This is a genomic window from Amycolatopsis sp. NPDC089917, from assembly GCF_040684635.1.
Lineage (GTDB): Bacteria > Actinomycetota > Actinomycetes > Mycobacteriales > Pseudonocardiaceae > Amycolatopsis.
Genome location: NZ_JBFBGL010000011.1, coordinates 40,129 through 61,249, shown reverse-complemented (window position 1 = coordinate 61,249; position 21,121 = coordinate 40,129). Strand labels below are relative to the sequence as shown.

Below are 21,121 nucleotides of genomic sequence, written 5' to 3'. Positions count from 1 at the left end.
AAGCCTGAAAGAGGGGACATGACCCAGCCACCGGCGTCCTTGAACCAGCAGCAGCGACAGCAGCTCGTCTGGCAGATCGGTCATGCCCTCGCGACGCCGCTGCCGCCCGGCTGGCAGCAGATGCGTGTCGAGTACCGGGCGGCGGGCAGGCATGTCGAGGTCGACCTGCTCGTCACCGGTCAGGACGGGCTGCCACGCCCGGTCCAGCCGAGCCCCGAAGCGATGCAGCTGCTCGGGAACCTGCGGGCGGGCATGTACCAGCCCGGCCGGGGCACCTGGCTGAGCGCGATCCTGGTCTACGGCCCGGCGGAGGTGCTCGGCACTGATTTCCTCGCCGACGTCGAGCCGCCCTGGCGGCAGGCGCCGCCGCCGATCGGCTTCCAGGACGAACTCCGGTTCTTCCCGAGGGCCGAGCAGAGCATCCCGCCGTGGTTGCGGCAGCGAGCCGGGCTCGACGCCGCTCCGCCTGCCGAGCCGTCGGTGGCGACCCCGCTCGCCGAGACGCCGGAGGCGCTGAAGTCACCGCGCGTCTACGACGGCCTCGACGAGTCGGGCCGCCCGGTGGTGAACCGCGAGCCGCTGTCCCCCGCCGAACGGGACCGCGTGCTGGAGTATCTCGACGGCGCCCCGGTCGTGCTGGCGTCGCGGAGCTACGACGCCGACGCGTTCGAACCCGACCGGGAACCTTTGGTGCCGTTGAACTTCCGCACGGACGGCCGCTGGTACTGGCCGGGCGCGGTCGCCTACTACCTGCGCGAGCACGACGTGGCGCCCGATCCCGAACTGCTCGGCCACATCCGCGCGTTGCGGTTCACCCTGCCCGAGGTCGGCGAGCCGGAACGCGAACTCGCGGTCGCCGCCATCACCGGTCAATCGTCCACTTAGGACTCGCGATCGGACGGGCGTTCCAGGACCGCTCGACGTCCGGATCATGCCACCGGACGGATACGTCATGTGACCGGTTCGCCATCCGGGTACTCTTGACGGCGGCGGCTAAGGCGACCAGGGAGCTCACATGGCACGGGGGAACATCGGCAGGGTCCGGACGACCCGCTCCGCCGGGTTGCTCCCGGTCGTGCTGGCCCTCACCTCGGCCGCCCTGCTGACCGGCGCCGCCGTCTACACGGTCGACCGCGCCGGCTGCGTGGACCCGGGCCAGTACATCCGGCACGACAACCACATCGAACTCGTCGGCGGCTGCGTCGACGGCTCCGAACTGCCCGCCGCGCCGCCGGGGACCGCGCACGAGGCGGACTCGAAGAGCGGCGCGACTCCCAGCAACTTCCGCCCGTAACCGGGCGATTCCTCCCACCACACCGCGCTGACCAGCGCGAACGAAGCAAGGGACCTTTGCTGTCATTTAGTTAGCGTGGGTACGCTAACGACAGCGAAGGTCCCTTGCTCCCGTCTTGGACCGGGCGGCGGTCAGCCCAGGGCCTTGGCCAGATCGTCGACCAGGTCACTGCCGTCCTCGATGCCGACGGACAGGCGCAGCAGGTTGTCCGGCACCTCCAGGGTCGACCCGGCGGTGCTCGCGTGGGTCATCCGGCCCGGGTGCTCGATGAGCGATTCGATCCCGCCGAGCGACTCGGCGAGGATGAACAGCTTCGTCTTCGACGCGACCTCGAGCGCGGCCTGCTCGCCGTCGACATGGGTGAACGAGATCATCCCGCCGAACCGCCGCATCTGCTTCGAAGCGACCTCGTGGCCGGGGTGTTCCGGCAGGCCCGGGTAGTAGACGCGCTCGACCTTCGGGTGCTTCAGCAGCATCCGGGCGATCAGTTCGGCGTTGTCGCTGTGCCGCTCCATCCGCAGCGCGAGCGTCTTGATCCCGCGCAGCGTCAGCCACGCGTCGAACGGGCCGGGCACCGCGCCGGCCGCGTTGCGCAGGTAGAACAGCTGCTCACGGAGCTCGTCCTCGTTCGTCAGGATCGCGCCGCCGACGACGTCGGAATGCCCGCCGAGGTACTTGGTCGTCGAGTGCAGGACGACGTCGGCACCCAGCGAAAGCGGGTTCTGCAGGTACGGGGTGGCGAAGGTGTTGTCGACGACCAGGCGGGCGCCGGCGCCGTGCGCGACCTCGGCCAGCGCGGCGATGTCGGCAATCCCCAGCATCGGGTTCGTCGGCGACTCGCACCAGATCAGCTTCGTCTCCGGCCGGATCGCGGCGCGGACCTCGGCGATGTTCCCCAGGTCGGCGACCGTGTGTTCGACGCCCCACAGGCTGAGCACCTTGTCGATCAGCCGGAAGGTGCCGCCGTACGCGTCGTTGCCGAGCACGAGGTGGTCACCGGGCCGCAGGGTCGCCCGCAGCAGGACGTCGCTGGCCGCCATCCCGGACGCGTAGGCCAGACCGTGCCGGGCGCCTTCGAGCGCCGCGAGCGCGACCTCCAGCGCGGTGCGCGTGGGGTTGGCGGTGCGGGAGTACTCGTAGTCGCCTTCGCGCGTTCCGCCGACGCCGTCCTGCGCGTAAGTCGAGGTCTGGTAGATCGGCACGATGACCGCGCCGGTCCGGGGATCAGGGGTCTGCCCGGCGTGGATCGCGCGTGTCTCGAAGCCCAGCAGAGAGTAGTCGTCGGCCATACGGTCCAGGGTACGACCACACCCTCGAGATCCCATCGTCTGGGATCGAACTCACCACTGGCCGGGCGGCGGGGCCTGCTGCGGCGGCCCGGAGGCGGGTGGGTGTCCGGCTGGTGGATACCCGGGCGGATATCCGAAGTTCGGCGGCACGGCGCTCACGGACTGCTTCTTGGCCGCGATCCAGCGTCCCGTCGGCGGGATCAGCGCGAGCACGAGGGTCGGGATCGCCGGGATCAGGACCAGGATCAGAAGCCAGCCGAAACCGAAGTGCAGGAGCACCCCGCTGTACGAGAAGAAGAAAAACGCGCCGGTCGCCCGCAGCACGAAGGCCAGGGCCACACAGACGATCGCGACCCCGGTTCCGATCGCGGTGAGTACTCGCCCGGCACCCTTGCGCAGGAGCAGCAGGATCCCGCCGCTCAGCAGCGAGGCCGCGGTGACGAAGTCGAGCACCGCGCCGATGATGAGGAAATCGACGGTGAAATCGACGAGCTCGATGACGTGGAAGGCGGCTCCGGCGAGGAACCAGAGCCCGCCGAGGATCGCGAAGATCCCGGCGATGATGCCCGTGGCGCCGCTCGGTCGCCGCGCCGTCCCCGGCGGCGGGTAGGCACCGGGCGGCGGATATCCGCCCTGCGGCGGGTACTGCTGAAACGTCATGGCTCCCCCTGTCGAAATTCTCGCTTGTCTGTCCGCTCCGCTACCGGCCGGGAACCTGGTTCCGCGGCCGGAAAGGCTGGGCGGACGAAGGCCGCCGGCGCAGGTATTTCAGTGTCGGCGGGATGATCGCGAAGATCAGCGTGAACGGGACGACCGCGAACATGACCACCCGCACGATGGCGACGAACGTCTCGAACTCGAATTGCACGCGGAAGTACAGACCGTAGGAACCGTTGAACGCCAACGGTTCCAGCAGCACGGCGGTGATCACCAGCAGGGAGCCGAGCACCAGCAGCACCGCGCCGGCGACCGAGCGGAAGAACGCCGACAGCGACCCGACCAACAGGACCAGCGCGGCCAGCAGGTACAGCCCCAGCGCGGTGAGCGCGAGACCGGGCAGATCGCCGATGCTGAACCCGGACGGCAGTTCGAGGAAGAAGTAGATCGGGAGGTACCCGGCGGCGCCCGCGGCGACGAGCCCGAGCAACGCCGCGATGATCGCCGTCGCCCCGGTCGGCCGGGCCCGCGGTGCGGGATAACCGAATCCTGGCTGTCCGGGCTGTGCGGGATATCCGTCCGGACCGCTCACGTCGCCCCCATCGGCAGGTGTGGGTTAACGGCGCTCACCCTAGCCCGGCGAACCTGGCCACGGCAGGTGATTCGGCAGACCCCGGCGAAAACAGAACGCCCCCGGCCGACGGGCCGGGGGCGTTCTGCGCGAAACCGTTCAGTGGCGGCGAATCACCACTGCTGCGGGGGCTGACCGGGCTGCTGCCCCGGCTGGCCGAACCCACCGCTGGGCGGGCCGGGCTGCCCGGGCTGCTGCCCGAACCCACCGGGCTGCTGCGGCGGCTGGCCGAAGCCACCCTGCGGGGGCTGGCCCGGCTGGGCGAACCCGCCACTGGGCGGGCCCTGCTGGCCGGGCTGCTGCCCGAAACCGCCGGGCTGACCCGGCTGCGGGAAACCACCCGAGGCCGGACCCGGCTGACCGTAGGGACCCGGCTGCGGCTGGCCGTACGGACCGGGCTGGCCCGGCTGTCCAGGCTGCCCCGGCTGGCCGAAGCCACCCTGCGGCGGGCCACCGAAACCACCGGGCTGGCCGCCCTGCGGCGCGCCGAGGACCGAGCCGCCGCCACCGAGACCGACGAACTGCGCGGTCGCCGGGATCAGGCCCAGCACACCGACGATCAGGATCACGATGCCGAGAAGCAGGTGCAGCAGGCCGCCGCCGATACCGGCGCCTTCCTTCGCGTAAGACGGCAGCTTCGCCACGAAGTCCGCCGACGGGGTCGAGCCGATGAGCAGAAGCAGGCCGAACAGCGCGAGGAGCGCGCCACCGGCCGCGACGACGATCGGGGCGATCTTCTTGACCGCGCCCTGGAGCTTGCCCGCGAGGGCGAGCCCGACACCACCGGCGAGCGCGACGAGCGATCCGACCAGAAGCATGATCACGTAGAACCAGGTCGCGCCCGGACCGGCCACACCGGCCTCGTCCAGGAACTTGTCGATCTGCTCCTGGTTCGGGGCGCCGTCGAAGACCTTCGAGTAGTCGCTGGCGTCACCGAAGTAGACGAACGAGACGATCAAGGCGATCAGGCCGAGCAGCGCCACGACGCCACCGGCGATGAAGCCGAACATCGGGTTCCCGCCGCCGCCACCGGCGGGAGCGGGGCTGTACCCCTGCGGTCCGCCGAAACCGGGCTGCTGGCCGAAACCGCCCTGGGGCGGTCCGCCGAAGCCCTGCTGCGGCTGGCCGAAACCGGGCTGCTGCCCCTGCGACGGGTCGAACCCGCCCTGCGGGGGACCGCCGAAGCCCTGCTGCTGACCGAAGCCGCCACCCTGCGCGCCGTAGGCACCGGCGGCGGGGTTGTCGGCCGCGCTCGGCGGCGGAGCGTACGGGATGGCGGGCGGCTGCGAGCCCGGCGGCACGAGCTGGGTGGACTCGGCGGTGGGCGACTCCACGCCCGAGCTCACCGGCTGCACGACCTGGGTCGCGTTCGCGTCGCCCGAACCCGGCTGGACCGGCTGCACGACCTGTGTGGGCTCCGGCGTGTCGCCGAACCCGCCACCCTGGGGCTGCTCATAGGAGGGCTGCCCGTACTGCGGTTGCCCGTAGTCGGGCTGGGCCGGCGGCTGGCCGGGCTGCACCACCTGGGTCGGTTCCGGGGAACCGAACGGGTTGTCTTGCTGCGGCTGAGGGCCACTCGGGGGTCCCTGCGGTGGCTGGGCGCCACCCCAAGGCTGATTCGGTGGCTGCGGAGCACTCATTTGGGTCTTGAACCCCCTTGACGAGGACATAAAAGTTCAACTCACCCGACACGCTATCGGATAGCCGGGTGGGCCGCTCGTAACGCCCCGGCCCGACCAGCCGATGAAATGCCTCTTTACCGTCCCGCGAGAAACGCGAGCAGGTCGTGCCGGGTGACGACACCCGCCGGCTTGCCGTCGACCAGCACCAACGCGCCGTCCGCGCCCGAGAGCGCGTTCATCGCCGAACCCACCTGCTCACCGGCGCCGATGGTCGGCAGCGGCGGCGACATGTGCTGCTCCAGCCGGTCGGCCAGCTGTGCCTTGCCGGTGAAGAGGGCTTCGAGCAGATCGCGTTCGTTGACCGCGCCGACGACCTCGGCCGCCATGACCGGAGGTTCCGCGCTGACGACGGGCATCTGGCTGACGCCGAACTCGGAGAGGATCGCCACCGCTTCGGCGACGGTCTCGTTCGGGTGGCTGTGCACCAGGTTGGGCAGCGAACCGCTCTTCTTCATCAGGACGTCGCCGACGGTGGCGCCGCTGGAGTCCGGCGGCAGGAAGCCGTAGGAGGACATCCAGCTGTCGTTGAACACCTTGGTGAGGTAGCCGCGGCCGCCGTCGGGCAGGAGCACGACGACGACGTCGTCCGGGCCGAGTCCCTCGGCGAGCTTGAGCGCGGCGGCGACGGCCATGCCGCACGAGCCGCCGACGAGCAGCCCCTCTTCGAGCGCGAGGCGGCGGGTGATGTCGAAGGAGTGCGCATCCGACACCGCGATGATCTGGTCGGCGACGTCCCGGTCGTAGGTCTCCGGCCAGAAGTCCTCACCGACGCCCTCGACGAGGTACGGCCGCCCGGTCCCGCCGGAGTACACCGAACCCTCGGGGTCCGCGCCGACGACCTGGACGCGGCCGTCGCTGACCTCCTTGAGGTACTTGCCGGTGCCCGAGATGGTGCCGCCGGTGCCGACGCCCGCGACGAAATGCGTGATCTTGCCCTCGGTCTGGCGCCAGAGTTCCGGGCCGGTCGAGTGGTAGTGGCTGGCCGGGTTCTCCGGGTTGGCGTACTGGTTCGGCTTCCAGGCGCCCTCGATCTCGCGCACGAGGCGATCGGAGACGTTGTAGTAGGAGTCCGGGTGCTCCGGCGCGACCGCGGTCGGGCAGACCACGACCCGGGCGCCGTAGGCCTTGAGCACGTTGCGCTTGTCCTCGCTGACCTTGTCCGGGCAGACGAACACGCATTTGTAGCCCTTGCGCTGCGCCACCATGGCCAGTCCGACACCGGTGTTCCCGGAGGTCGGCTCGACGATGGTGCCGCCGGGCTTCAGCTCGCCGGAACGCTCCGCGGCTTCGATCATCCGCAGCGCGATGCGGTCCTTGACGCTTCCGCCGGGGTTGACGTACTCGACCTTGGCCAGGATGAGCGGTTGCAGCCCCTCCGCCAGTGCGTTCAGCTTGACCAGAGGGGTGTTGCCCACGAGGTCCACGATGTGCTCGACGTATTCCACGGAGACAGCCTAAACGCCGCAGGTCGCGATGTGTCCACTCAACCGGGCGGGGTCACGGGTCCCCGCCGGGCGGTGTCGTCGAAAAGAGTGGCGTGGATCGCGTTCGCCTTTGACCCGCACCTCTCACCGGTGGAGGATGCGGGCTGAGCAACCGCTTAGCGCGTGTCTGGATCGAGAACAAGGGAGTGTCGTTCCATGCCCGAAGCCGTCATCGTCTCCACCGCCCGATCCCCGATCGGCCGCGCCGGCAAGGGATCGCTGGTGAGCATCCGCCCCGACGACCTCGCCGCGCAGATGGTCCGCGCCGCGCTCGACAAGGTTCCCGAGCTCGACCCGGCGCAGATCGAAGACCTCATGCTGGGCTGTGGTCTCCCCGGTGGCGAGCAGGGCTTCAACATGGGCCGCGCGGTCGCCGTCGAACTCGGCTACGACCACCTGCCCGGCTGCACGATCACGCGGTACTGCTCCTCCAGCCTCCAGACCACCCGCATGGCGCTGCACGCGATCAAGGCGGGCGAAGGCGACGTGTTCATCTCCGCCGGTGTCGAGACCGTCTCCCGCTTCGCCAACGGCAGCTCGGATTCCTGGCCGAACACGCACAACCCGCTGTTCGCCGACGCCGAGGCCCGGACCGCGCAGGTGGCGGCCGAGGGCGCCGACGGCTGGACCGACCCGCGTGAGAACGGCGCGCTTCCCGACGTCTACATCGCGATGGGCCAGACCGCCGAGAACCTCGCGCGGCTGAAGAACGTGTCGCGTGAGGAGATGGACGAGTTCGGCGTCCGGTCGCAGAACCTCGCCGAGAAGGCCATCGCGGACGGCTTCTGGGCCAAGGACATCACGCCGGTCACCCTGCCGGACGGCACCGTGGTCTCGAAGGACGACGGCCCGCGCGCCGGTGTCACCCTCGAAGGCGTCTCCGGTCTCAAGCCGGTCTTCCGTCCCGACGGCCGGATCACCGCGGGCAACTGCTGCCCGCTCAACGACGGCGCCGCCGCGGTGGTCATCATGTCCGACACCAAGGCGAAGGAACTCGGCCTCACGCCGCTCGCCCGCGTCGTGTCGACCGGTGTTTCCGGGCTGTCGCCGGAGATCATGGGCTACGGCCCGGTGGAGGCGTCGAAGCAGGCGCTGGCGCGCGCCGGGATGTCGGTCGGCGACATCGACCTCGTCGAGATCAACGAGGCGTTCGCCGCGCAGGTCATCCCGTCGTACAAGGACCTCGGGATCGACCTCGACAAGCTGAACGTCAACGGCGGCGCGATCGCCGTCGGCCACCCGTTCGGCATGACCGGCGCGCGGATCACCTCGACGCTGATCAACTCGCTGCGCCACCACGACAAGCAGTTCGGCCTCGAGACGATGTGCGTCGGCGGCGGCCAGGGCATGGCGATGGTGCTGGAGCGCTTGTCCTAGTCTCGTCGGGCGCTGAGCGCCCTTTGGGAGACCTCTCGGTCACCTCGAAAGAGAGCAAGGGACCTTTGCTCACGTTCGTTAGCACGCTAACTGACGTGAGCAAAGGTCCCTTGCTTCTTCTCCGGGCCTAGTGGGTCATGATCGGCGGGGCCGCCGCGACCTCGCCGTCGGCCACGCCCTCGGGCAGGGCCGGTTTGGTCTTCGGCAGGAACGCCGCCGGGATCAGGCACAGCGCGAGCAGGATCATCGACCACAGGAACGTCGTCGAGAACGCGTCCGCGGTCAGCCCCGCGGCCGTTTCGCGGGTCGCCGGGTTCATCACCGCGGCGGTCGCGGCCAGCTGCCCCTGCGCGGTCGGCACGCCGAACTTCCCGGCCAGCAACGCCGCCAGGATGATCGACAGCACCGCCGAACCGATCGCCCCCGCGGTCTGCTGCAGGATGTTCGTCGCCGTCGACGCCTTGGCCATGTCCTGCGACTTGAGCGTCTGCAACGCGGCCGAGGTGATCGGCATCATCGTCGCGCCCATGCCGAGGCCCATCACGAACAGCGCCGAAAGCAGCAGCCAGTACGGCGTCGCCGCGGTGATCTGGGTGAAGGCGATCAACCCGGCGAGCATCAGCACGAGACCGGGCAGCACGATCTTCCGCGCGCCGATCTTGTCCGCGAACCTGCCCGCGATCGGCATGGTCAGCATCGCGCCGAACCCCTGCGGGGCGAGCAGCAGACCGGCGTTCATCGCCGATTCACCGCGCGCCAGCACGAAGTACGTCGGCAGGAGCAGCATCGCGCCGAAGAACGCGACGCAGAAGAAGGTCATCGTCACCATCGCGACGGAGAACGACCGGTTCTTGAACAGTTTCAGGTCGAGAAGCGGGTTCGTGACCCGGTTCGCCCGGAACACGAACGCCACCAGCAACGCGATCCCGGCCAGCGCGGGCAGCCAGACGTCCACCGCGCCGACACCGCCGGCCGCCGGGATGTTCGAGACGCCGAAGATCAGCGCCGCCAGACCCGGCGAGACCATCAGCATGCCGACGAAGTCGAACCGCTCACTGGGCTCCGGCCGGTCCTTCGGCAGCACCCGCCAGGCCAGCGCCATGGTGATCAGGCCGATCGGCACGTTGATGTAGAAGATCCAGCGCCAGCTCACCGCGTCGACCAGCCAGCCGCCGAGGATCGGGCCGCCGATCGGGCCGAGCAGCATCGGCACCCCGAGCACGCCCATCACGCGCCCGATCCGGTGCGGCCCCGCGGCCCTGGTCAGGATCGTCATGCCGGCGGGCATCAGCATGCCGCCGCCGAAGCCCTGCAGGACCCGGAAGACGATCAGCGATTCGACGTCCCAGGCCATGCCGGCGAGCATCGATCCGATCAGGAACAGCCCGATCGCGGTCATGTAGAGCCGTTTGGTGCCGAACCGGTCCGAAGCCCAGCCGGTGACCGGGATGACCGTGGCCAGCGCCAGCATGTAGCCGGTCGCGATCCACTGGATGGTGTCGAACGACGTCTGGAACTCGATGGTCAGTTTCTGGAGCGCGACGTTGACGACCGTCGTGTCGAGGATCGCCATGATCGCGCCGAGGATCACGACACCGGCGACCTTGAGCACGCCCGCGTCGAGTTTGTCGCCGCCCGGTGCGGCCGGGCTTTGCGTTGACATGAAAAATCCGTCCCCTGATGCTGAGTGGACGCGACAACCCCCGTGGTCGCGGCTACGGAATCGACACCCGGCGCACGCCGGGCCTTCCCCAACCGAGCTTGTGCATCAAGGCGCAAACTCGGATATGTAGCCGAGGGTAGCCGAACACGGGTTTTACCTGCCAACTTTTTCCCCGTATGCGGGCCGATAGGGCAAGCCCGCGTACGAAATGTCACGAAAAGTGATCAGCAGACGCTGTCCGTCGGGGCCGGGTTGCCGAGCCCGAACAGCGGACGCAGCTTGAGCCCGATCCAGGTGCCGCCGAGCGCGAAGACGCCCCACAACCAGCCGTGCAGGCTGCCGACCGAGATGCCGCCGAGGTAGGCGCCGATGTTGCAGCCACCGGCCATCCGGGCGCCGACGCCCATCAGGATCCCGCCGAGCACCGCGGCGAGAGCGGTCCGCCACGGGATCGAGCTGTGGATCTTCCAGGCGCCCGCCGCCGCGGCCGCGACCCCCGCGCCGATCATGATGCCGATGTCGGTGAGGCTGTTCTTGTCCTTCCAGATCGGCCCGGCCAGCGAGGCCGCGTTCGCCTTGAGCCGCCAGAACTCCCAGGTTTCAGGGTGCAGGCCGAACACCTGAAGGATCTTGGCGCCCCACAGGCTGAACGCGCTCGTGACCCCCCAGATCCCGCCGGACACCAGGAACACCGCGCCCGCGAGCACCCCGAGGACGACGGCGCCGACGAGGATCGGCCAGGAACCGCGGTAGATCCGGGCGAAGCCGCGCGCGGTCGGGACGACGTCGACCGGCGGCGGGTTACGGCGCTTCTGCACGAACCGGGTGCCCAGCACGATCGCGGTGAGGACGGCGACGGTGATCGCCCACGAACCGAACCAGCCGACGTGGTCGGCGAGCAGGATCCCCTTGAACTCGGGCCAGCCCGAAAGCAGCGGATACGCCCACGTGTAGAGGACCGAGCCGGTGATGAACCCGCCGAGCGTCAGCACGATCGTCGACTGCCCGGAGCCGACCGCGAACAGCGTTCCCGAAGCGCACGCGCCGCCCAACTGCATGCCGATGGCGAAGATCGTCGCGCCGACGAAGAGCGCGAGTCCCAGCCCGCCCGCCGTCGGATTCGGTGTGCTGCCGAACAGGCCGGATCCCGTGCCGACGATCAGCGCGATCAACGTCGCGGCCGTGCCGAGCAGCAGCGTGTGCGCCCGCAGGCCCTGGCCGTTGCCGACGGCGATCAGCTGGCGCCAGGCCGAGGTGAAACCGAAACGGGAGTGGAAGAGCGCAAGTCCGAGGAGCAGGCCGAGGATGAGCAGGACCCCGAACTTCGCCCCGTGCGCCGCCCAGACGTACCAGGTCAGGCCGACAGCGAGGACCCCCGCGACGGCCAGCGGCACGATCTTGACCGGCTCTTCCGGTTGCGGGACCGGGGCGGCGCAGGAGGTCGGGAAGTCGAGGAGTTTCTTCTCATCGGCTCGGGTTTCTGTCGTCGCCACCAGGACTCCAGATCGATCGGCGGGTTGGGGACGAGCAACGTTAGGACCGGTGACCGCCCGATCGCAGCCCGTCCCACACTGTGCGACGAACGGCGGCTCGCACACGGCCGGATGGCGGCGGCGACACCAAAGGTCCCTTGCTCCCCCGACACGCGTGAAGGCCCGCGCTTGAGACTTAGTCCGCCGTCTTGATGCAGAGCGTCGTCGGCGGCGTCGAGTACACCGCCACCTTCGTCGCTTCGGTGCCCTCACAGGTCGCCTTGTCCGCGACACCGTCGACCTTCACCATTTCCGCGTCCTTGGCGGGGTCGGTGCAGGACACCTTCTGGTAGCCGGCGGTGTCGGAGTTGAAGCCCTTGAGGCAGTCGCCCTGCTTGACGTTGACGATCAGGCACAGCTTGTACGACATCCGGCCGGTCATCGAGATGGTGTCGTAGTTGCCTTCGGGGCAGGACTCGTCGCCCGCGACGCGAGCGCCGATCTTGACGTTCGCCTCCGGCGCGCCGCAATCGATCTTCTTCGGGTCGTCGGCCGTCCTCGAGAACTCGGTCACGCTCAAGCAGTCGCCCGCCTGGGCGCTGCCCGTCCCGGTGAAGTGGTTGAAAAGGAACAAGCCGCCGCCGATCACGACGACGAGCACCGGGATGACGAAGCGCAGCCAACCGATCTTGGAGCGCTTGGGCGCCATCGGCTGACCGCCGGGCGGCGGACCGAAGGCGTCGGGCTGTCCAACCGGCATTTGGCCCCCAGGGGCCGGCTGGGAAGTGGTCACCGAGAAACCTCACAGGTGTGAAGAGGAACGAGAACCCCGGTATCAAACACTGAACGTGATCGGCCACCTGAACCGACCCCCCGAACGGGTGAAACACCCTGGTCGAGGACGCTATTTGGTGCTCTTGACGCAGACCGTCGACGGCGGCGTCGAGTAACTCTTGAGATGAGTCGCTTCGGTGTCGTCACAGGTCGCGACACTGTCGACCACCTTCAGGACCTCCGCGTCCTTCGTCGGGTCCGAGCAGTCGACCTTCTGGTACGCCACGCTGTCCGCGAGGAAGTTCTCGAGGCAGTCGCCCTGCTTCGCGTTGATCATCATGCAGAGCTTGTACGAGGCGAACGTCTTGTCGACGACGAGCTGGTCGTATTCGCCCGCCGGGCACGTGGCGCCGGCGTCGATCTTCGCTCCCGCCTTCGCGTTGGCCTCGATCGAACCGCAGTCGGCCTTGGCCGGATCCGAATCGACGTCGCCGAACGTGGTGATCGCATAGCAGTCGCCCACCTGGACGTCGTCGGTGTTCGAGAGGTACCCGACGATCCACGACGACGCGCTGAGCACCACGATCGCGACCGGCACCAGGATGCCCACCCAGAACCACTTGGATCGCCTCGGCCTGGCGGGTTCGCCGCTGTGCTCGGTCATGGGGCCAGAGTATTCACGGGAACGGAAAAGGGCGCCCCGACAGCTCGGAGCGCCCTTCCGCGGAGAACCCGCGTCAATCGTTTTGGAAGTACGACAGCAGTCGCAGGATCTCGAGGTACAGCCAGACCAGCGTGGTCATCAGGCCGAAGGCGGCGAACCACGCCCACTTCGACGGCATGCCTTCGCGGATCATCCGGTCGGCCTGGTCGAAGTCGAGCAGGAAGCTGAACGCCGCGACACCGATCACCACGAGGCTGAAGATGATCGCGATCGGCCCGCCGTCACGCAGCGGGTTGAAGCCGAAGAAGCTGGTGATGAGGTTGACCAGCATCAGGATCGCGACGCCGACGACGGCGCCGATGATCCACTTGGTCAGCTTCGGGGTGACCTTGACCGCACCGGTCTTGTAGACGACCAGCATCGCGATGAACACACCCGCGGTACCGATGATCGCCTGGATCGCGATCCCCGGGTAGAGCGCTTCGAACAGACCGCTGATCGCACCGAGGAAGACACCCTCGGCAGCCGAGTACGCGAGCGTGAGCGGGCCGCTCGGCTTCTGCTTGAAGATGATCACGAGCGAGATCACGAGGCCGACGATCATGCCGCCGACGAGCAGTCCGATGACGGCGCCCGGGATGGCGGTGATCTTGCCGGACGCCGAAACCGGGATCTGGCTGATCGCCCAGATCGCGGTGAGCACGCCGGTCACCAGCGCGGTGCCGAGGCTCAGCGCGGTCTTGATGACGACGTCGTCGACGGTCATCGGACGGTCGGCGGCGCCGGCGGAGGTCTGCGGGGGGCCGTAGCCGGGCACGCCGCCCTGGGATTGGTTAAAGCCTACGTTGGGTCCGTACTCCGCCGCGCCGCGCGGCAGGTTCCGGAACGCCGGGTTGCTACTGGATCGCACCTGATCCTCCTGGATCTACTGGCACCTGCATCGGGTTCAACGACCGCGGGGGCCGCCCGGTTCCCGTCGAAGTAAAGACGACTTTACTCACATTCGACGCGAGGCCCATCCCCCACACCGTATGCGGTGGAGATCACGACCGTTCACCGATACCCCACCTGATGCCCTATTGCCAAAACCGCTGATCACAGGACACTCTGCACGTTGCGTGTTCGGATACTCACCGAAGGCGTGTCGGGGAACCTATCGATCGTGTGGCCTGCGTCGACGTAAATGCGTCGGGGCGGAGCACGGCCAAAGGAGTCAACACACCATGGGGTGGACCACACGCCCGAGCGTGCGTTCGCGCGCCTTGACCAGCCTGATCGCGACGTGCCTGCTCGGCGCCTTGTCCGCCACCGTCGCGGCGACACCGGCCTTGGCCGAGAAGAAAGAAGGCGTCGGCTACGAGGTGACGCCCGGCCAGACGGTCAGCGGCAAACCCAGAGACCGGGACTGGCTCGGCTCGTACGTCGTCAACGGCAAGCACGTGTTCTGCGTCTCCTTTCAGCTGAAGGCGCCGGACACGAACGAGAAGTACCAGCCCGGTGACGAACTCCTCGACAAGTGGGGCGCGAAGCTCCCCGAGGACACCGCGGCCAACATCTCCTACCTGCTCCTGCGCTACGGCGGCACCCAGGACAACGCCGAGGCGGCGGCGCTCGCGCACCTGCTGCACTCGTGGACGTCCAAGCCGCGCTCCGACGCCGACCTTAATCCGGAACTCGGCCCCGACAAGATCGGCTACGACGTCCAAGGCCACCTCGACAAGCTGAAGGCGCAGAAGCCCGACGCCGCCGCGGCCGTCGAGAAGCTGACCAAGGACGCCGAGGCCAACCGGGGTCCTTGGACCACCTCGATCGCGCCGCCGAAGGAAGACCAGCACATCGGCACCGCGGACGAGTGGACGATCAGCGTCAAGAACGCCAAGGGCAAGGGCGTCTCCGGGGTGCCCGTGCAGCTCACGCCGACGAACGCGACTGTCGACGAAGGTGACAGCACCAAGCCCGCGTCGACCTCGAACGCCAAGGCCGAGAAGGCCACCACGGTGAAGACGGGCGAGGACGGCACCGTCACGGTCAAGGTCACGCCGACCGGTGACCAGCCGAAGCTGGCCAGCTCCCTTTCGGCGCCCGCGGACCGGCCGTACGTGCAGTTCCCGGTCGAGACCGGTGTGCAGAAGGTCGTCTCGACCGGCGGCGAGAAGGAACTGAAGGCCCAAGGTGTCGCGGTCGTCTCGAAGCCGGGCAAGGTCCAGGTGACCAAGGTCGACGCGAAGACCGGCAAGGGCATCGCGGGCGCCGCGCTGCGGATCACCGCCAAGGACAAGTCCGCCGCCGCCCTCGGCCAGGACGGCAAGCCGCTCAACGGCGCCGACGGCAAGCCCGCCGTCGTCACCACCGAAGGCGAGAACGGGACGGTCACCGTCGAGAACCTGCGGACCCCGCAGGAGATCTGCGTGATCGAGGTCAACGCGCCGCCGGGCTACACCAACGCGTTCGACCCGAAGAATCCGCCGTCCGCCTGCGGCGAGGTCAAGCCGGGTGAGACGCTGGCGCTCAAGGTCGCCAACACGCCCAACGAGGTACCGCGCACCATCCCCGCCGGCGACCGGCCGGTGGCGATGATGCAGGGCACCGTCGAGAACACGGCGTCGACCGCCGGGATCCTCGGCGTCGGCGCGCTCGCGCTGCTCGGTTCCGTGATGGTGGGCGTGGCCGCGCGGCGGTCCTCGCGACGCTAAAGAGGTTTCGGGAATGTCAGTACGACGCGGGTTCGCGCTGGGAGCCGTCACGGTCCTGTGCGCGGACCTCGTCGCGGCCTTGATCCTCTGGCCGCCGACGACCGTGGTGATGGGGACGGCCAAGCCCGTCTCCGTCGCCGTCGCGGGCGGCTCCCCCGCCGCGCCCGCGCAGCAGGAGGTCCCGCCTCCGCCGGAGATCGTCCCCACGACGCCGACGGCCGCTCCGCCGCCCTCGTCGAAGCCGCCCGAGGCGCCGAAACCGCAAGGTCCCGGGACGATCAGGCTGCCCGCCGGCGGAGGCGCGAAGCTGATCCGCAAGGAACTCGGGGCAGGCGCGGAGCTACCGGTGCCGGAGAACCTGGGCGAGGTCACGTGGTGGGGCGCCGAGCTGAGTTCGGCGACCGGGGCGAGCGTCTTCGCCGGGCACGTGAACTGGAAGGGCGCGACGGGTCCGTTCGCGGAACTGTGGACCGAGCGCGTCGGCGGCACCGTCACCGTGGTCGATAAGGCCGGGAAATCCTGGCAGTACAAGGTTTCCCAGCTGATCACGCTGAAGAAGAACGAACTGCCGCAGCGGGCGGACGAGCTGTTCGGCCAGTCCGGTCCACATCGGATAGTCCTCGTCACCTGCGGCGGCCGCTGGGTCGGCGGGGAGACCGGCTACGCCGAGAATCGCGTGGTCATCGCCGACCCCGCCTAGTTACCCGTGAGTAACTTCACGGGACGCGACGGTGGTCCTCACCGTGATGATGCAGCAGAATGCCTGTGGACGCGGGCGAGCACGGTGAAGGGTGAGGCAAATGGCGACTTTTCTGGTGACCGGGGCGACCGGACTGATCGGGCGCCAGTTCACCCGGCTGCTGCTCGCCAGGGAGGACGTCGACGAGGTCGCGCTCGTCGTCCGCGCGTCCTCTAGGGACAAACTGGCGAAGCTCGTGAACGCGTGGCCGCATCCGGAACGCGTCATCCTCGTCACCGGTGATCTCGGCGAACCTCTGCTCGGCGTCGGCGAGGAGGACCGGGAGAAGCTTCGCGGTGTCGATCACGTCGTGCACCTCGCCGCCCTTTACGACCTCACCGCCGACGACGAGGCCAGCATCAAGGCCAACGTCGAAGGCACCGCGCAGGTGATCGCGCTCGCCGCCGAGCTGAACGCGGGCTGCCTGCACCACGTGTCCTCGGTCGCCGTCGCCGGTGACCACGAGGGCATGTTCACCGAGGAGATGTTCGACGTCGGCCAGCGGCTCGTCACGCCGTACCACCGGACGAAGTTCGAAGCGGAGCGCCTCGTGCGCGAGCAGCACGACGTGCCGTGGCGGGTGTACCGGCCCGCGGTCGTCGTCGGGAACTCCGAGACCGGCGAGATGGACAAGATCGACGGGCCGTACTACCTGTTCCCCGCGATCAGCAGGCTGGCCGGGCTGCCCGACGTGCCGATCGTCGGCCCCGACCTCGGCGACACCAACGTCGTCCCGGTCGACTACGTCGCGGAGTCGCTGAACGCCCTGATCACCACGAAGGGCCTCGATGGACGCGCGTTCCACCTGGTCAACCCGGAGCCTCAGCCGGTCGTCTCGGTCTACAACGCCTTCGCGAAGGCGGCGGGCGCGCCGACGATCTCCGTGCAGCTCAACGAGCGCGTGTCCAAGGGCATCGTCAACCTGGTGAAGCTGAGCGAGCACATCCCCGGCTTCACGATCGCGCGCGACGCCGTGATGGAGCGGCTCGGCATCCCGCCGGTGCTGCTGGAGACCATGGCCTTCCCCTCGGTGTTCTCGTCGGCGTCGACGCGCAAGGCCCTCATCGGCTCGGGCGTCGAGGTGCCGCGGATCGAGGACTACGCGCCCACTCTGTGGCGCTACTGGCGTGAGCACCTGGACCCGTTCCGGGCCCGCAAGCACGGCCCTCGCGGCGAGCTGGACGGGCGTCGCGTGATCATCACCGGCGCGTCCTCGGGCATCGGCCGGGCGACCGCGATCAAGGTCGCGGCCGTCGGCGGGGTGCCGCTGCTCGTGGCACGACGGCAGCACGAGCTCGAAGAGGTACGGGACGAGATCATCGCCGCGGGCGGCACGGCGTCGGTGTACCCGGCCGACCTGACCGACGAGGACTCCGTGCACAAGGCCGTCGACGCGATGCTCGCCGAGCACGGCCGGATCGACATGCTCGTGAACAACGCCGGCCGGTCCATCCGCCGGTCGATAAAACTGTCGTACGACCGGTTCCACGACTACGAACGCGCGATGGCGATCAACTACTTCGGCGCGGTGCGGCTGATCCTCGCGGTCCTGCCGCATATGTCCGAGCGGAAATTCGGGCATATCGTCAACGTGTCGTCGATCGGCGTACAGGGAATCGCGCCGCGCTTTTCGGCGTACGCGGCGTCGAAGGCCGCCTTGGACTATTTCTCCCGGATCGCCGCGACCGAAACCCACGGTGACGGGATCACCTTCACGACCATCCACATGCCACTCGTGCGCACACCGATGATCCGGCCCACGAAGATCTACGACGCGTTCCCGACGAAATCCCCGGATCAAGCCGCGGACATGGTGATGAAGGCGCTGAAGGAGCGTCCGAAGCACATCGGCACACCCGCCGGGCAGGCGATCGGGCTCGCGTACACGCTCACCCCGGGACTCACGGATGCCGTGGCCTACCAAGGATTCCGCGTGTTCCCGGACTCCGCGGCCGCGGGTGGCGGCGGCGGGCTCAAAATCGGCAAGGGCGAGCAGCATCTGTCCCGTGCGGCGATGGCCCTCGCCCGGCTCAGCCGCGGCTTCCATTGGTGACACTGCGCACACGGGTGGCGGCCGTTCAGGTGAGGGAACGCGGCTGAGAGCCGACACACGTCGGTGAATCACCAAGCCTGGCCACGGCGACGCCGGGTACGCAGGTACCGTCGTGGCCATGGTTCCCGAGCGAGACAACGGCCTGTTGCCCCTGCGGCGCGAGTACACCCAGGCCTGGCATGGCTTCGACCGGAACGAAGTGCGCCAGTATCTGGATCATCTCGAAGCCCAGCTGCATCGCGTGATCACCGACCGCGACGCCGCGATCGCGCAGGCGACTTCGGCCACACGCGAACTCGAAACCGTGCGCCACGAGGTGGCGAAGCTGAACGCCAGGATCGAGGAGCTGAAGAAGCCGCCGGAGCGGCTCGAAGACCTCGACGAGCGGATGCAGCGCACAGTCACGCTCGCGCAGGCGCGCGCGGAAGAGGTCACGAAGCGTGCCGAGGTCGCGGCCGAGAAGCACTGGGCGTCGTCGAGCGAGGCCTCGAAGAAGCTCCGTGAGCGCTACACCCGGCTTGTCGCCGAGCTGGACAAGCAAGCGGACGCTCTGCACTCCGAGCACGAATCGGCGCTCGCCGAGACCCGGGCCGAGGTCCAGCGACTGACCGTCGAGGCCGCCCAGCGCCGGGAACTGCTGGACAACGAGGCCGAGCGCAAGCGCCGGAAGATCGAGCGCGAGTTCGACGCGACGATTTCGGCCCAGCGTGCTTCGCACGAGAAGCACATCGCCGACCAGCAGACGGCCAGCAAGAACCAGGCCGAACGCCGGATCGCGGAGGCCACCGCGGAGGCCAAGCGCCGTATCGACGAAGCGACGACCGAAGCCAAGCGTCGGCTCGACGAGGCCACGACGACGGCCGCCCAGCGCACGACCGCCGCCCAGCGGAAGGTCGAGCGGCTGGCGGAGATCCGCGAGCAGGCCCGCAAGAGCCTGCTGCAGGCCGACGAGGTCCTGAAGGGCAGCGAAGCGATGCTCGCGGCGCTGCCGGAGGAGTCGGTGATCCCGCACGCCTCGAAGCTCGTCGGCGGCGACAGCAAGGCCGAGGAGACGAAGCCCGCGGCCAAGCCCGCCGAGCAGCCCGCGTCGAAGGCCGCCGCTCCGGCGTCGGTCAAGCCCGCTTCTTCGGCGCCTGCCGCCGCTGCGCCGAAGAACGGACAGGGCGAGCAGAACGGCCCCAAGGCGAACGGCCAGAAGCCCTCACCGGCCAAAACCGGCTCCTGACCAGCGAGAAGTAGCAAGGGACCTTTGCTGTCACTCTCTTCTGGAGAGCGATAGCAAAGGTCCCTTGCTCTCTTTCGGACGTTGTCAGGAGACGGTGGTGCGGGGCCAGGGATTGGCCGCTTCGAGCTGGGCGGCGAGGCCGAGGAGGAGCGCTTCCCCACCGGGTGCGGCGACGAGCTGAACGCACGCGGGAATGCCCGAGGGGTGCACGCCTACCGGCACCGACATCGCCGGATAGCCCGCGAGATTCCACAGACCGGCGAAACCCGCCACCCTCACCGACGGCAGCACGTTGGCGATCCACCGGCTTTCGTGCCACCTGCGCGCCTTGAGCGGGAGAGTCGCGATCACGGGCGTGACCAGGACGTCGTGGTCGGCGAAGAACTCTTCGGCACGCGCCAGCCAACGCTCCCGGGTGCTCTCCCGGACCCGCTTGGCCATCAGCCGCCCGAGCCTGACGTGTGTGCGCGTCCGAGGCTGAAGTGCGGCGAGATCGAACTCAGCCGCTTGTTCGGCCGGGCCCGCGACCCAGCGCGCGAGCAGGCCGCCGATCGCACCGGCGTTGTACCGGGGCGTTCCAGGCGCGGCAGTGTGCCCGGCCGCCCGGAACAGGTCTCCGGCCTGCGCGACGGCCTGTTTGAAAGCGCGTGGAAGCGGCGCCCTGGTCAACGGGACCTGAGTGGACAGAGCGATGCGAGACCGCTTCGGGTCGGTGAGGTCGGCCAGGCCGGGCTGTTCGGCGAGGACGGACATCAGCACGGCCGCGTCGGCCACGGTGGTCGTCATCGGACCGTGCGTGGACAGGCCGAACCAGCCGTTCTCTCCCGGTACGCTGACCACGCCCTTGCCCGGTTTGAGACCGACGATCCCGCACATCGCGGACGGCAGCCGGATCGAGCCCAAACCGTCCGTACCGTGCGCGATGGGCACCAGTCCGGCCGCGACGGCCGCGGCACTCCCACCCGACGAACCGCCCGCGGCATAGGACGGATTGCGCGGGTTGCGCGCCGTCCCATCCGGATCGTCGCTCGACGGCCAGATGCACAGCTCCGGCACCCGGGTCAGGCCGACGATCACCGCGCCGGCCGCGCGCAGCCGCCGCGCTATCTCACCATCCTCTGTGGACGGTTGCGACGAGCCCGCACGCGATCCCCACGAGGCGTACTCGCCTTCGACGGACGCGACGTCCTTGACCGCGACCGGCACACCGGCCAGGGGCAGGTCTGCCAGGTCCGCGCGTTCGGCGACGGCGGCGGCCTCGGCGAGCGCCTCCTCCGCCCTGACCCGGCGGAACGCCCCGACCACTCCGTCCGCGGCCGCGATCCGGGACAACGCCTCACGCGTCACCTCGACCGGGTCGAGCTCCTTCGCGCGCACAGCCGCCGCGATTTCCACTGCCGTCTTGACCATTCCCGCACTGTAGA

At 69.0% G+C, this 21,121-nt stretch carries 18 protein-coding genes; 7 read left to right on the top strand and 11 right to left on the bottom strand.

The genetic code is table 11. The annotated features are described in order from the left end of the window. Positions 1 to 18 precede the first annotated feature (18 nt). Together AB0N89_RS10900 and AB0N89_RS10895 are read left to right on the top strand one after the other, a co-directional pair. Complete coding sequence (locus AB0N89_RS10900; protein WP_364202992.1) at positions 19 to 885, top strand: ferredoxin; 867 nt, start codon at positions 19 to 21, stop codon at positions 883 to 885. 130 nt (positions 886 to 1,015) lie between these two features. Further along, positions 1,016 to 1,294 carry a hypothetical protein gene (locus AB0N89_RS10895; protein ID WP_364202989.1) on the top strand — a complete coding sequence of 93 codons (279 nt, stop codon included), beginning with the start codon at positions 1,016 to 1,018 and terminating at the stop codon, positions 1,292 to 1,294. Between the two features lie 131 nt (positions 1,295 to 1,425). On the opposite strand, the gene AB0N89_RS10890 is transcribed toward AB0N89_RS10895, so the two are convergent. From AB0N89_RS10890 to AB0N89_RS10870, 5 genes are all read right to left on the bottom strand, one after another. After that, positions 1,426 to 2,583 carry a cystathionine gamma-synthase gene (locus AB0N89_RS10890; RefSeq protein WP_093937894.1) on the bottom strand — a complete coding sequence of 386 codons (1,158 nt, stop codon included), beginning with the start codon at positions 2,581 to 2,583 and terminating at the stop codon, positions 1,426 to 1,428. Positions 2,584 to 2,634: 51 nt separating this feature from the next. Beyond that, positions 2,635 to 3,243, bottom strand: a complete 609-nt coding sequence (locus tag AB0N89_RS10885) for a hypothetical protein (RefSeq protein WP_364202986.1) — start codon at positions 3,241 to 3,243, stop codon at positions 2,635 to 2,637. Positions 3,244 to 3,283: 40 nt separating this feature from the next. Next, positions 3,284 to 3,832, bottom strand: a complete 549-nt coding sequence (locus tag AB0N89_RS10880; protein WP_364202983.1) for a hypothetical protein — start codon at positions 3,830 to 3,832, stop codon at positions 3,284 to 3,286. A gap of 152 nt (positions 3,833 to 3,984) precedes the next feature. Further along, a complete protein-coding gene (locus AB0N89_RS10875; RefSeq protein ID WP_364202980.1) occupies positions 3,985 to 5,394 on the bottom strand; it encodes a hypothetical protein in 1,410 nt (469 codons plus the stop codon). A 233-nt stretch (positions 5,395 to 5,627) separates the two neighbouring features. Beyond that, complete coding sequence (locus AB0N89_RS10870; RefSeq protein WP_364202977.1) at positions 5,628 to 6,998, bottom strand: cystathionine beta-synthase; 1,371 nt, start codon at positions 6,996 to 6,998, stop codon at positions 5,628 to 5,630. A gap of 195 nt (positions 6,999 to 7,193) precedes the next feature. Between AB0N89_RS10870 and AB0N89_RS10865 the strand changes: the two genes are divergently transcribed. Then, the gene (locus AB0N89_RS10865) at positions 7,194 to 8,414 is read left to right on the top strand and encodes an acetyl-CoA C-acetyltransferase (RefSeq protein WP_364202974.1); all 1,221 of its coding nucleotides are present in this window, start codon (positions 7,194 to 7,196) and stop codon (positions 8,412 to 8,414) included. Between the two features lie 127 nt (positions 8,415 to 8,541). Here the strand turns inward: AB0N89_RS10865 and AB0N89_RS10860 are convergent, their stop codons facing one another. The 5 genes from AB0N89_RS10860 to AB0N89_RS10840 all read right to left on the bottom strand — a co-directional run bounded on the left by AB0N89_RS10860 (position 8,542) and on the right by AB0N89_RS10840 (position 13,897). Then, positions 8,542 to 10,077 (bottom strand): DHA2 family efflux MFS transporter permease subunit, encoded by a 1,536-nt coding sequence (locus AB0N89_RS10860; protein WP_364202971.1) that lies wholly within the window; start codon positions 10,075 to 10,077, stop codon positions 8,542 to 8,544. A gap of 224 nt (positions 10,078 to 10,301) precedes the next feature. Then, positions 10,302 to 11,570 carry a YeeE/YedE family protein gene (locus AB0N89_RS10855; RefSeq protein WP_364202968.1) on the bottom strand — a complete coding sequence of 423 codons (1,269 nt, stop codon included), beginning with the start codon at positions 11,568 to 11,570 and terminating at the stop codon, positions 10,302 to 10,304. A 175-nt stretch (positions 11,571 to 11,745) separates the two neighbouring features. Continuing rightward, entirely contained in the window at positions 11,746 to 12,309 is a 564-nt protein-coding gene (locus AB0N89_RS10850; protein WP_364202965.1) for a hypothetical protein, read from the bottom strand. Between the two features lie 144 nt (positions 12,310 to 12,453). Beyond that, on the bottom strand, positions 12,454 to 12,987 hold the full coding sequence (locus tag AB0N89_RS10845) for a hypothetical protein (protein ID WP_364202962.1): 534 nt from the start codon (positions 12,985 to 12,987) through the stop codon (positions 12,454 to 12,456). Positions 12,988 to 13,060: 73 nt separating this feature from the next. After that, complete coding sequence (locus AB0N89_RS10840; protein ID WP_364202959.1) at positions 13,061 to 13,897, bottom strand: Bax inhibitor-1/YccA family protein; 837 nt, start codon at positions 13,895 to 13,897, stop codon at positions 13,061 to 13,063. A gap of 313 nt (positions 13,898 to 14,210) precedes the next feature. Between AB0N89_RS10840 and AB0N89_RS10835 the strand changes: the two genes are divergently transcribed. The 4 genes from AB0N89_RS10835 to AB0N89_RS10820 all read left to right on the top strand — a co-directional run bounded on the left by AB0N89_RS10835 (position 14,211) and on the right by AB0N89_RS10820 (position 19,697). Beyond that, positions 14,211 to 15,680 carry a SpaA isopeptide-forming pilin-related protein gene (locus AB0N89_RS10835; RefSeq protein WP_364202956.1) on the top strand — a complete coding sequence of 490 codons (1,470 nt, stop codon included), beginning with the start codon at positions 14,211 to 14,213 and terminating at the stop codon, positions 15,678 to 15,680. 13 nt (positions 15,681 to 15,693) lie between these two features. Beyond that, on the top strand, positions 15,694 to 16,380 hold the full coding sequence (locus AB0N89_RS10830) for a class F sortase (protein ID WP_364202954.1): 687 nt from the start codon (positions 15,694 to 15,696) through the stop codon (positions 16,378 to 16,380). Positions 16,381 to 16,480: 100 nt separating this feature from the next. Next, positions 16,481 to 18,472: an SDR family oxidoreductase gene (locus AB0N89_RS10825; RefSeq protein ID WP_364202951.1), complete on the top strand. Its 1,992-nt coding sequence runs from the start codon at positions 16,481 to 16,483 to the stop codon at positions 18,470 to 18,472. Between the two features lie 118 nt (positions 18,473 to 18,590). Beyond that, positions 18,591 to 19,697, top strand: coding sequence for a cell division protein DivIVA (locus tag AB0N89_RS10820; protein ID WP_364202948.1), 1,107 nt, complete (start codon positions 18,591 to 18,593; stop codon positions 19,695 to 19,697). Positions 19,698 to 19,781: 84 nt separating this feature from the next. On the opposite strand, the gene AB0N89_RS10815 is transcribed toward AB0N89_RS10820, so the two are convergent. Continuing rightward, positions 19,782 to 21,107 carry an amidase family protein gene (locus AB0N89_RS10815; protein ID WP_364202945.1) on the bottom strand — a complete coding sequence of 442 codons (1,326 nt, stop codon included), beginning with the start codon at positions 21,105 to 21,107 and terminating at the stop codon, positions 19,782 to 19,784. Between the last annotated feature and the right edge of the window lie 14 nt (positions 21,108 to 21,121).

What these genes read in the sequence shown, in the direction of transcription:
- AB0N89_RS10900 (WP_364202992.1), top strand. Translation starts at nt 19, where the DNA reads ATGACCCAGCCACCGGCGTCCTTGAACCAGCAGCAGCGACAGCAGCTC.
- AB0N89_RS10895 (WP_364202989.1), top strand. Translation starts at nt 1,016, where the DNA reads ATGGCACGGGGGAACATCGGCAGGGTCCGGACGACCCGCTCCGCCGGG.
- AB0N89_RS10890 (WP_093937894.1), bottom strand. Translation starts at nt 2,583, where the DNA reads ATGGCCGACGACTACTCTCTGCTGGGCTTCGAGACACGCGCGATCCAC.
- AB0N89_RS10885 (WP_364202986.1), bottom strand. Translation starts at nt 3,243, where the DNA reads ATGACGTTTCAGCAGTACCCGCCGCAGGGCGGATATCCGCCGCCCGGT.
- AB0N89_RS10865 (WP_364202974.1), top strand. Translation starts at nt 7,194, where the DNA reads ATGCCCGAAGCCGTCATCGTCTCCACCGCCCGATCCCCGATCGGCCGC.
- AB0N89_RS10860 (WP_364202971.1), bottom strand. Translation starts at nt 10,077, where the DNA reads ATGTCAACGCAAAGCCCGGCCGCACCGGGCGGCGACAAACTCGACGCG.
- AB0N89_RS10850 (WP_364202965.1), bottom strand. Translation starts at nt 12,309, where the DNA reads ATGCCGGTTGGACAGCCCGACGCCTTCGGTCCGCCGCCCGGCGGTCAG.
- AB0N89_RS10845 (WP_364202962.1), bottom strand. Translation starts at nt 12,987, where the DNA reads ATGACCGAGCACAGCGGCGAACCCGCCAGGCCGAGGCGATCCAAGTGG.
- AB0N89_RS10835 (WP_364202956.1), top strand. Translation starts at nt 14,211, where the DNA reads ATGGGGTGGACCACACGCCCGAGCGTGCGTTCGCGCGCCTTGACCAGC.
- AB0N89_RS10830 (WP_364202954.1), top strand. Translation starts at nt 15,694, where the DNA reads ATGTCAGTACGACGCGGGTTCGCGCTGGGAGCCGTCACGGTCCTGTGC.
- AB0N89_RS10825 (WP_364202951.1), top strand. Translation starts at nt 16,481, where the DNA reads ATGGCGACTTTTCTGGTGACCGGGGCGACCGGACTGATCGGGCGCCAG.
- AB0N89_RS10820 (WP_364202948.1), top strand. Translation starts at nt 18,591, where the DNA reads ATGGTTCCCGAGCGAGACAACGGCCTGTTGCCCCTGCGGCGCGAGTAC.
- AB0N89_RS10815 (WP_364202945.1), bottom strand. Translation starts at nt 21,107, where the DNA reads ATGGTCAAGACGGCAGTGGAAATCGCGGCGGCTGTGCGCGCGAAGGAG.